At 68.4% G+C, this 8,471-nt stretch carries 10 protein-coding genes; 6 read left to right on the forward strand and 4 right to left on the reverse strand.

The window, feature by feature from the left end:
* Positions 1-947 (forward strand): bifunctional diguanylate cyclase/phosphodiesterase (locus B0W88_RS27065; protein ID WP_144006998.1); only part of this gene is annotated, 947 nt, incomplete at its 5' end.
* Here B0W88_RS27065 and B0W88_RS27070 read toward each other — a convergent pair.
* Entirely contained in the window at positions 944-2,485 is a 1,542-nt protein-coding gene (locus tag B0W88_RS27070) for a fumarate hydratase (protein ID WP_077037685.1), read from the reverse strand. The two genes, B0W88_RS27065 and B0W88_RS27070, sit on opposite strands and share 4 nt — an antisense overlap.
* A 210-nt stretch (positions 2,486-2,695) precedes the next feature.
* On the opposite strand from B0W88_RS27070, the gene B0W88_RS27075 reads away from it, so the two are divergent.
* Genes B0W88_RS27075 through B0W88_RS27085 form a run of 3 tightly spaced genes read left to right on the forward strand, consistent with a single transcriptional unit; the run spans position 2,696 to position 4,077 of the window.
* Complete coding sequence (locus B0W88_RS27075) at positions 2,696-3,001, forward strand: hypothetical protein (RefSeq protein WP_077037686.1); 306 nt, start codon at positions 2,696-2,698, stop codon at positions 2,999-3,001.
* 16 nt (positions 3,002-3,017) lie between these two features.
* Positions 3,018-3,764, forward strand: coding sequence for an SDR family oxidoreductase (locus B0W88_RS27080; RefSeq protein WP_077037687.1), 747 nt, complete (start codon positions 3,018-3,020; stop codon positions 3,762-3,764).
* A 31-nt stretch (positions 3,765-3,795) separates the two neighbouring features.
* Entirely contained in the window at positions 3,796-4,077 is a 282-nt protein-coding gene (locus tag B0W88_RS27085) for a hypothetical protein (protein WP_077037688.1), read from the forward strand.
* Positions 4,078-4,086: 9 nt separating this feature from the next.
* Here B0W88_RS27085 and rsgA read toward each other — a convergent pair whose 3' ends face one another.
* Genes rsgA through B0W88_RS27100 form a run of 3 tightly spaced genes read right to left on the reverse strand, consistent with a single transcriptional unit; the run spans position 4,087 to position 6,607 of the window.
* Entirely contained in the window at positions 4,087-5,004 is a 918-nt protein-coding gene (rsgA, locus tag B0W88_RS27090; RefSeq protein ID WP_077037689.1) for a ribosome small subunit-dependent GTPase A, read from the reverse strand.
* Positions 5,004-5,330: a 4a-hydroxytetrahydrobiopterin dehydratase gene (locus B0W88_RS27095; RefSeq protein ID WP_077037690.1), complete on the reverse strand. Its 327-nt coding sequence runs from the start codon at positions 5,328-5,330 to the stop codon at positions 5,004-5,006. The genes rsgA and B0W88_RS27095 overlap by 1 nt, the downstream gene beginning before the upstream one ends.
* Positions 5,327-6,607: a M48 family metallopeptidase gene (locus B0W88_RS27100; RefSeq protein ID WP_077037691.1), complete on the reverse strand. Its 1,281-nt coding sequence runs from the start codon at positions 6,605-6,607 to the stop codon at positions 5,327-5,329. The genes B0W88_RS27095 and B0W88_RS27100 overlap by 4 nt, the downstream gene beginning before the upstream one ends.
* A gap of 60 nt (positions 6,608-6,667) precedes the next feature.
* Here B0W88_RS27100 and orn point away from each other — a divergent pair, with 60 nt between their 5' ends.
* Together orn and B0W88_RS27110 are read left to right on the forward strand one after the other, a co-directional pair.
* Complete coding sequence (gene orn / locus B0W88_RS27105) at positions 6,668-7,222, forward strand: oligoribonuclease (RefSeq protein ID WP_077037692.1); 555 nt, start codon at positions 6,668-6,670, stop codon at positions 7,220-7,222.
* Positions 7,219-8,471: chorismate-binding protein (locus B0W88_RS27110; RefSeq protein WP_077037693.1), on the forward strand; the 1,253-nt coding region annotated here is incomplete at its 3' end. The genes orn and B0W88_RS27110, both read left to right, overlap by 4 nt.

Raw genomic sequence — 8,471 nt, forward strand, 5'->3', positions numbered from 1 at the left:
ATGCCTATGTGGCGATCGGCGTCACCGTGGGTGCGGCCCGCTTCACGCCCGACGGCAGCAACCCCAGCGCCATGATCGCCAACGCCGGCGTGGCACTGAAGAACGCGCGCCAGGCGCGGCTGGGCAGCGCCCTGCTGTTCGAGGAGGCGATGAATGCGGAGCTGCGCGCGCTGCTGCACCTCACCGCGCGCATGCACAAGGCGATCGAGGAGCGGGCCTTCTTCCTTGTCTACCAGCCGCAGGTGAGCCTGATGAGCGGCCGCGTCGTCGGCGTGGAGGCGCTGGTGCGCTGGCGCGACGGCAACCAGGTCGTGCCGCCGGACCAGTTCATCGCCGCGGCCGAGAGCTCGGGCCTGATCCTGCCGCTGGGGCGCTGGGTGATGGAGGCCGCACTGGGCCAGCAGCGCAAGTGGCGCGACCAGGGCCTGCGGGTGCGCGTGGCGGTCAATGTCTCCACGCGGCAGCTGATCGAGGACGAGGGCTTCGTCGAGAGTGTCCGCGACGCGCTGGCCGCCCACGGCGTGGAGCCCGGCGACCTGGAGCTGGAGGTGACCGAGACCCTGGTGATCAGCGATATGGAGTCCGGCGTCGGCCGGCTGCGACAGCTGCGCGAGATGGGCGTGCAGATCGCCATCGACGACTTCGGCACCGGCTACTCGTCGCTGGGCCAGCTGCGCCACCTCCCGGTGACGCGGCTGAAGATCGACCGCGTCTTCATCCAGGGCCTGGACCGCGACCTGGACGACTTCCACATCGCCGAGCTGATCGTGCGCATGGGCCAGTCGCTGGGCCTGTCGGTGCTGGCCGAGGGCGTGGAGACGACGGCCCAGCGGGACATCCTCGAGGACCTGCACTGCGATGAAGTACAGGGTTATCTGTACGCCAAGCCGGCGGGACCGGACGAGCTGCTTCCGGTGCTCCGCCGCCTGGGTGTTGCCGCTTCTTAGGCCGGCACCACCGGAATGCTCAGCGCCTTGCCCGAGGCGATGCGCTCCTTCCACTCGGCCGGGCCGGTGATGTGGGCGCTGGTGCCGCCGGCATCCACGGCCACGGTGACCGGCATGTCGACCACGTCGAATTCGTAGATCGCCTCCATGCCCAGGTCCGCGAAGCCGACCACCTTGGCCTGCTTGATCGCCTTGCTGACGAGGTAGGCGGCGCCGCCGACGGCCATCAGGTAGGCCGACTTGTTGTCCTTGATCGCCTCGATCGCCACGGGGCCGCGCTCGCTCTTGCCGATCATCGAGATCAGGCCGGTCTGCTCCAGCATCATGCGGGTGAACTTGTCCATCCGCGTGGCGGTGGTGGGGCCGGCCGGGCCGACCACTTCATCGCGCACCGGATCGACCGGGCCGACGTAGTAGATGACGCGGTTGGTGAAGTCCACCGGCAGGGGCTCGCCCTTGGCCAGCATGTCGGCGATGCGCTTGTGGGCGGCATCGCGGCCGGTCAGCATCTTGCCGCACAGCAGCAGCGTCTCGCCGGGCTTCCAGCTGGCCACTTCTTCCTTGGTCAGCGTGTTCAGGTCCACGCGCTTGCTCTTGTTGTAGTCCGGCGCCCAGGTCACGTCGGGCCACAGGTCCAGGCTCGGGGCCTCGATGAAGCTCGGGCCGCTGCCGTCCAGCACGAAGTGGGCGTGGCGGGTGGCGGCGCAGTTCGGGATCATCGCGACCGGCTTGCTCGCGGCGTGGGTCGGGAAGGTCTTGATCTTGACGTCGAGAACCGTCGTCAGGCCGCCCAGGCCCTGGGCACCGATGCCCAGCGCGTTGACCTTCTCGTACAGCTCGATGCGCAGCTCTTCCAGCTTGTTCTGGGGGCCGCGCTGCAGCAGCTCGTACATGTCGATGTCGTCCATCAACGATTCCTTGGCCAGCAGCATCGCCTTCTCGGCCGTGCCGCCGACGCCGATGCCCAGCATGCCCGGCGGACACCAGCCCGCGCCCATCGTCGGCACGGTCTTGAGCACCCAGTCGACCAGGTCGTCGCTCGGATTCATCATGACGAACTTGCTCTTGTTCTCCGAGCCGCCGCCCTTGGCCGCGACCATCACGTCCACCGTGTTGCCCGGCACCAGGCTCATGCTGATGACGGCGGGCGTGTTGTCCTTGGTGTTCTTGCGGGCGAAGATGGGGTCGTCGAGAACCGAAGCGCGCAGCTTGTTGTCCTCGAAGTTGTAGGCGCGGCGCACGCCCTCGTTGACGGCATCCTCGATCGAGCCCGGAAAGCCCTCGAAGCGCACGTCCATGCCGATCTTCAGGAACACGTTGGCGATGCCGGTGTCCTGGCAGATGGGGCGGTGGCCGGTGGCGCTCATCCGCGAGTTGGTCAGGATCTGCGCGATCGCATCCTTCGCCGCCTCGCTCTGCTCGCGCTCGTAGGCGCGGGCCAGGTGGGCGATGTAGTCGGCCGGGTGGTAGTAGCTGATGAACTGGAAGGCGGCGGCGACGCTGTCGACCAGGTCGGCATAACGGATCGTGGTGCTCATGGTTCGGAGGGGGAGGGCTGCAAATCGGTGGCGTGATTATCGTCGCTTCCCCTATTGACCTGCGGCGCGCCGGGCGTTCATCGCGCCGGAATGCCGTTCATCGCCCCCGGCCCGCGGCCGGTCGCAATCCGATGGGTTTGAGAGTTAGCACGGCGCACATTCACGTCCATGCAGCGGGCAGCGTTCTTGTCCGCACACGAGGAGGTCGACATGAATGCCACTACTACCGTCTACTGCTATGACCGCTACGCCACCCACAAGCGCCTGGCCGCGCTGTCGGGCCTGATCCTGCTCGGCGCCGCTGCGCTGCTGGGAGCCGGCAAGGCCGAGGCAGCCCCGGTCAAGATCGAGCGCCTGCCCACCGTGGTGATCGTCGGCAAGGCGGTGAAGGTCGAGCGGCTGCCGACCGTCGTCGTCGAAGGCCGCCGCACGCCGGATGCGCCGGTGGTCGCCGCCACCGAACGCGCGCCGGAACTCAAGCGCGTCGCCTACGTGCCGCCTGCGATGCGTTATTGATCTTTATGATGATTGGATGACGATCCGCAAATTCGCTCTCGTGACCGGCGCCGGCACCGGCATCGGCCGCGCCGCCGCCCAGGCCTTGATGAAGGCCGACTACCAGGTCGCTCTGGTCGGCCGCCGCGAGGCGCCGCTGGTGGAGACCGCGGCGCTGCGCCCGGACCGCGCGCTGGTGCTGCCCTGCGACGTGACGAAGCCTGAGGCCGTGACGACGCTGTTCGAACGGGTGAAGGCCGCCTTCGGCCGGCTGGACCTGCTCTTCAACAACGCCGGCTCCGGCGCGCCGGCGGTGCCGATCGACGAGCTGACCGCCCAGCAGTGGCAGAACGTGGTGGACGTGAACCTCACCGCCAGCTTCCTCTGCGCCCAGGCAGCCTTCCGGATGATGAAGCACCAGTCGCCGCGCGGCGGCCGCATCATCAACAACGGCTCGATCTCGGCCCACGCGCCGCGGCCCAACTCGGCCCCGTACACCGCCACCAAGCATGCGATCACCGGCCTGACCAAGGCGCTGTCGCTGGACGGCCGCGCCCACGACATCGCCTGCGGCCAGATCGACATCGGCAACGCACTGACCGAGATGGCCGTGCCGATGACGAAGGGTGTGCGCCAGGCGAACGGCGAGATCGCGATCGAGCCGACGATGGACGTCGAGCACGTCGCCAGCTCGGTGCTCTACATGGCCGAGCTGCCGCTGTCTGCCAATGTCCAGTTCATGACCGTGATGGCGACGAACATGCCCTTCGTGGGTCGGGGTTGAAATCAGGGCACCCGACAGAAAGTAGTACCGAATGATCTCCGCACTCGTTTCCTTTGTCCTGCGCATCGCCATCGGCGTGATCGGGCTGCTGTTCGTGCTGGGCCTGCTCGCCGTCGCGCTGATGACGGTGCTGGGCCTGACCTTGTGGAGCCTGCTGCGCGGCCGCCGGCCCAACATCGACATGGCGGCCCGCTTCGCGCAGGCGCGCGGCGGCTTCAAGCCGGGCCGGCGGGCGAACATCCGCCCGGCGGGCGAGGTGGTTGACGTCGAGGTTCGCGAGGTGCCGGACAGTGCCCAGCGTCTTGAGCATTGATCGACCGGGCTACCAGCGCTTCGGCGCGGTCAGCTGTTCCAGGATCTCTCCGTAGATCCGGTAGCGCGAGGGGCTGATCAGTCCCTGTTCCAGCGCCTCGCGCACGCCGCAGCCCGGCTCGTGCCGGTGGGTGCAGTTGTAGAACTTGCAATGGTCGGCGTGGGCGCGCAGGTCCGGCATCAGCAGCGGGAGCTGCTGCGGGTCGATCTGGTGCAGGCCGAATTCCTGGAAGCCCGGCGAGTCGATCAGCGCGGTCTCGCGGGTGTCCACGTCCATCCAGTACCACTGGGTCGTCGTCGTCGTGTGGCGGCCGGAGTTCAACGCCACCGAGATGTCGCCGACCTGCGCCTTTGCGTCGGGAATCAGCAGGTTGATCAAGGTGCTCTTGCCGGTGCCGCTGGGGCCCAGGACCAGCGTGCGCTTCGCGTTCAGCCAGGGCTGCAGCAGCGCGCGCGAGCCGGCCGGGTCGGCCTTCAGCGCCAGCTCCATCACGTTCATGCCCATCGCGCGGTAGGGCGCCAGGCGCTCGCGGGCGGCCTCGGTGCCGGGCAGGTCGGTCTTGTTCAGCGCGATCGTCGTGGCGATGCCGGCCTGCTCGGCGGCGATCAGCGCACGGCACAGTTGGCTCTCGCTGAACACCGGCTCCACGGCCACCAGCACCAGCAGCTGGTCGATGTTGGCGGCGAAGCTCTTGGTCTTCCACTCGTCCTGGCGGTAGAGTAGGTTGCGGCGCGGCTCGACGGCCTCGATCACGCCTTCATCCGAACCCGAAGGCGCCCAGCGCACCTGGTCGCCGACGACGCAATCGCTCTTTTTCCCGCGCGGGTGGCCGACGAAGCGGCGGCCGTCGCTGTCTTCGACGATGTAGTGGCGGCCATGGCCGCGGACGATGAGACCGAGATCGAGGTTGCCGAACTTGGCCGCCATCAGTCGGCCGTCGCTTCCGGCAAGGCCGCCACCTGCGCGGCGCAGATGAAGTCGTTGATCGTCAGGCCGCCAGCGCTATGCGTGGTGAAGCTGACCGTGCAGGCGCTGAAGCTCACCATCATCTCGGGGTGATGGTCCTGCGCATGGGCGATCTCGGCCACCGCGTTGACGAAGGCCATGGTCTGGTAGAAGTTGTCGAAGCCGAAGCGGCGGGCGATCAGCTTCTTGTCGGGATCGGGCAGCCAGCCCGGGACCTGCGCGAACCAGTCGTCCACATTCGAGAGAGGCTCGCGCTGCGGCGAGCATTGGGCGATCAGCAGGTTCATAGGGCTTGGATGGCGGCCAGGCGTTCGCTGGCGGGCGGGTGCGAGTAGTAGAAGCGGGCGTAGACCGGGTCCGGCGTCAGCGTGCCGGCATTGTCCTCGTGCAGCTTCAGCAGCGCGGCGCAGAGGTCGGCGCCGCTGGCCTGGGCGCAGGCATAGGCGTCGGCCTGGAATTCGTCGCGGCGGGACAGGCGGCTGGCCACGGGCGTGAAGAAGAAGCCGAACACCGGCACCACCAGCATGAACAGCAGCAGGGCCAGCGCGTCGTTGGGCGCGCCCATGTTCGGCCGCACGCTGAAGGCCGCGTAGAAGCCCGGCTGGGCCGACAGCCAGCCCAGCAGCGCGAAGCCGCCCAGGCTGATCGCGAACATGGTGACCATGCGCTTGGTCACGTGCTTGTGCTTGAAGTGGCCCAGTTCGTGGGCCAGCACCGCCTCCACCTCCGCGCCGTTCAGCCGCTCCAGCAGCGTGTCGAAGAACACCACCCGCTTGGCCGGCCCGAAGCCGGTGAAGTAGGCATTGCCGTGCGCCGAGCGGCGGCTGCCGTCCATCACGAAGAGGCCCTTGGCCGCGAACCCGCAGCGCTGCATCAGGCCTTCGACGCGGGCCTTCAGCGTCTCGTCCGGCAGCGGCTCGAACTTGTTGAACAGCGGTGCGATCAGGGTCGGGTAGAGCACGAGGATCAGCAGGTTGAACGCCATCCAGGCGCCCCAGGCCCACAGCCACCAGTAGCTGCCCGCGGCGCCCATCAGCCACAGGATCAGCGCGGCGATCGGCAGGCCGATGACGGCGCCGACGGCCAGGCCCTTGAGGGTGTCGATGACGTAGAGCTTCGGCGTCATCTTGTTGAAGCCGAAGCGCTGCTCGATGCGGAAGGTGCTGTAAAGCTCGAAGGGCAGGTCCAGCAGGCCGCCGACCAGCGCGAAGGCGGTCAGCAGACATAACTGGTAAGTCATGGGGTGCTGCGGGCCGACGAGATCGAGCACGAGCCGGTTCAGCGCGTCGAGCCCGCCCAGCAGCGTCCAGCCCAGCAGCACGACGCCGCCGAAGGCCACGCTCAGCAGGCCGAAGCGGCTGCGGGCGATCGTGTAGTCGGCGGCCTTCTGGTGGGCCGCGAGCGGCACGGTGCCGGCGAAGGCGGCGGGCACGGCGCCGCGATGTTGCGCCACATGGCGGACCTGGCGGCTGCTGAGCCAGAACTTGGCCAGCAGCGACAGCAGCAGCAGGGCGGCGAAGGCCAGGCTCACGGCGGTCGGATTGACGGAGGGCAGGGAACTCATTTCCGAAGTGTAGGGGGCTGCGACAATCGCTCTCAACGATTTCCCTTGAAAGCTTGATCAATGACCACGCTCGCCTCCAGCCCCGACAACCTGATCTGGATCGACCTCGAAATGACGGGCCTCTTCCCCGAGACCGACCGCATCATCGAGATCGCCGTCGTCGTGACCGACCCGCAGCTGACGGTGCGCGTCGAAGGCCCGGTGTTCGCCATCCACCAGAGCGACGAGACCCTGGACAAGATGGACGCCTGGAACAAGGGCACGCACGGCAGGAGCGGCCTGATCGACCGGGTCAAGGCCTCCACGGTCAACGAGGACGAGGCGGTCGAGAAGACCATCGAGTTCCTGAAGGCCTACGTGCCCGCCGGCAAGTCGCCGATGTGCGGCAACAGCATCTGCCAGGACCGCCGCTTCCTCGCCAACTACATGCCCAAGCTGGAATCCTTCTTCCACTACCGCAACCTGGACGTGTCCACGCTGAAGGAACTGGCCAAGCGCTGGAAGCCCGGCATCATGGCCGGCTTCAAGAAGGCGCAGGCGCACACGGCGCTGGCCGACATCCATGAGTCCATCGACGAGCTCGCCTACTACCGCGAGCACTTCCTGAGCCTGTGAGCGGCTTGCTGCAGGCGGCCTTCGACTTCCCGCGCCATCCGCTGGCGCGCGAAGACGGCGAGCGGGTGCGCGGCGCCTGGTACGCGCCGCCGGCCCGCTGGCTGCGCGCCCATCGCGCCGAGGACCTGCGCGCGGTGATCGACGCCGCCCACCAGGCCAGCCGCGACGGCGCCTGGGTGCTGGGCGGGCTGCGCTACGAGGCCGCGAGCGCCTTCGAACCGGCCATGGCCGGCCATGCGAGCGCGCTGCCGCTGGCCGAGTTCGCCGTCTACGAGCAAGCGCCCGGGCCCTGGCCCGAACTGCCCGATAACGCCGAATCTGCACTGACCGCCGACTGGCTCGACGGCCAGTCTGACGCTGACGAAACCGCGCAGATCGAGCGCGTGCGCGAGTACATCCGCGCCGGCGACTGCTACCAGGTCAACCTGACGACCCGGCTGCACAGCGAGCTGAAGGCGGACGACCCGGCCACGCTCTTCCTCGCGCTGCACCGACACCAGCCCGGCGGCTTCTCGCTGTTCCTGCGCGAGGCCCAAGTGACCAGCGTCTCGCCCGAACTGTTCTTCGACTGGCGCCCGCTGCCGGACACCCAGCGCACCTGGCTGCTGGCCGCCCAGCCGATGAAGGGCACGGCCGCCCGCGGCCGCGACAAGGTGGCCGACGAGGCCGCCCAGGCCTACCTGCGCACCAGCATCAAGGAGCGGGCCGAGAACCTGATGATCGTGGACCTGCTGCGCAACGACATCGGCCGGGTCGCCAAGACGGGATCGGTACGGGTGCCGCGGCTGTTCGAACTGCATGCGCTGCCGACCGTCTGGCAGATGACGTCCACCGTGACCTCGATCAGCCGGCCGCGGCTGGCCTTGAGCGAGGTCTTCGCCGCGCTGTTCCCCTGCGGCTCGGTGACCGGCGCGCCCAAGATCCGTGCGATGCAGATCATCCAGGAGCTGGAGCCTTCGGCACGCGGCTGGTATTGCGGCGCGCTGGGCCTGCTGCAGCCCGGCGGCGTGGCGACCTTCAACGTGCCGATCCGCACCGTGGAAGGTGAGGGCGGCCAAGGGCTGCGCTGCGGCATCGGCAGCGCGATCACGCTGGATTCCGAACCGGCCGCCGAAGTGGCCGAATGGCGGGCCAAGACCCGCTTCCTGCTGCGCGCGCAGGCACCGATCGCCGCGCTGGAAACCTTGCGATTGCAGGGCGGCGCCTTCGTCCGTCTCGACGGACACCTCGCGCGCCTGCAGCGCACGGC

Source organism: Pelomonas sp. KK5, from assembly GCF_001984095.1.
GTDB lineage: Bacteria > Pseudomonadota > Gammaproteobacteria > Burkholderiales > Burkholderiaceae_C > KK5.

Bases quoted from the DNA above. Each gene is read 5' to 3' on its own strand.
- B0W88_RS27080 (WP_077037687.1), top strand. From the start codon at position 3,018: ATGACGATCCGCAAATTCGCTCTCGTGACCGGCGCCGGCACCGGCATC.
- B0W88_RS27070 (WP_077037685.1), bottom strand. From the start codon at position 2,485: ATGAGCACCACGATCCGTTATGCCGACCTGGTCGACAGCGTCGCCGCC.
- orn (WP_077037692.1), top strand. From the start codon at position 6,668: ATGACCACGCTCGCCTCCAGCCCCGACAACCTGATCTGGATCGACCTC.
- B0W88_RS27095 (WP_077037690.1), bottom strand. From the start codon at position 5,330: ATGAACCTGCTGATCGCCCAATGCTCGCCGCAGCGCGAGCCTCTCTCG.
- B0W88_RS27100 (WP_077037691.1), bottom strand. From the start codon at position 6,607: ATGAGTTCCCTGCCCTCCGTCAATCCGACCGCCGTGAGCCTGGCCTTC.
- B0W88_RS27075 (WP_077037686.1), top strand. From the start codon at position 2,696: ATGAATGCCACTACTACCGTCTACTGCTATGACCGCTACGCCACCCAC.
- rsgA (WP_077037689.1), bottom strand. From the start codon at position 5,004: ATGGCGGCCAAGTTCGGCAACCTCGATCTCGGTCTCATCGTCCGCGGC.
- B0W88_RS27085 (WP_077037688.1), top strand. From the start codon at position 3,796: ATGATCTCCGCACTCGTTTCCTTTGTCCTGCGCATCGCCATCGGCGTG.